1 pseudogene is annotated in these 926 nt (G+C 63.3%); it reads right to left on the bottom strand.

Going from position 1 to position 926, the window contains the following annotated elements:
- Positions 1-93: 93 nt before the first annotated feature.
- Positions 94-873: pseudogene (locus XpopCFBP1817_RS20895) on the bottom strand (transposase).
- Positions 874-926 lie beyond the last annotated feature (53 nt).

Genomic DNA, 926 nt, shown 5'->3' with positions numbered 1-926 from the left:
AGTTCAAACAGCACCGTCGAGATGAGGGGTGTCGTTGGTTTGCGTGGCGTAGTCCATGCAGCGTCTGGCGGCTTATCCTGCCGCCAGGCAGCATTATCCCCTGGCCGGCAGCAACTGCCGGCGCACCACCCACAGAGTGGGGAGCGCAAACAACGTCAGCACCTGCGCCGCGGTCTTGGCCAGGCCGCGATAGCGGACGTTGGTGTCACCGAACTGGCGCTTGATCACGCAGAATGGATGCTCCACCTTCGCACGCACGCTGGCTTTGACGTGTTCCCAATGTTTTTCCCGAGTACGCGCGCGTTTGTTGCCGATTGCCCGACTCGTTGCATGCTTGGCGGCGATGAACAATGCGGCCTCGCAGGCCTGCAGTTCTTCACGTTTGTCTGCACCGGTGTCGCCGTTGTCGCCGAACACGCTGTCTTCGGTGCCGTGCAGCAGCGCGTGCGTCACCGTGACATCGGGCCGCAGGCGCTGGCCCTTGCGCGCCAACTGCGCGTTGACTTCGGCCAGCATCCGCGCGGCAAGGCCATGGGTTTCCAGCAGGCGGCGAACGTGGACAATCGTGGTCGCGTCGGGAACGCTGTCCAAGCCGCCAAGCTTGGCAAAACGCCGCAAGGTCGGGATCTCGTGCAGGGCTTGTTCCATCGCCGGATCGCCCAACGCATACCACTGCTGCAACAGCTCAATCCGCAACATGGTGGTCAGGGCCTACGGCTGCCGACATGGCCGCCCTGACACCGGATACTGTGGCGCGATCAGCCCGAGCCACTGCCGCCACGGAACCACCTGCTCCCTCTCGTCCAGAAAGATCTCGCGGCGGGTCTGCTTGCGCTTGCCCAGGCCCTGTGCATCACCGAAGGGCAGTTGCATGGAGGTGAGTGGATAGTGTTGCGCATCGTGGGTGCGTTGTTCAGAGGTTGCTT

Origin of the sequence: Xanthomonas populi (assembly GCF_002940065.1) — a bacterium.
GTDB lineage: Bacteria > Pseudomonadota > Gammaproteobacteria > Xanthomonadales > Xanthomonadaceae > Xanthomonas > Xanthomonas populi.
The sequence above is the reverse complement of the archived record's forward strand: the minus strand, read 5'-3'. Positions and strand labels throughout refer to the sequence as shown.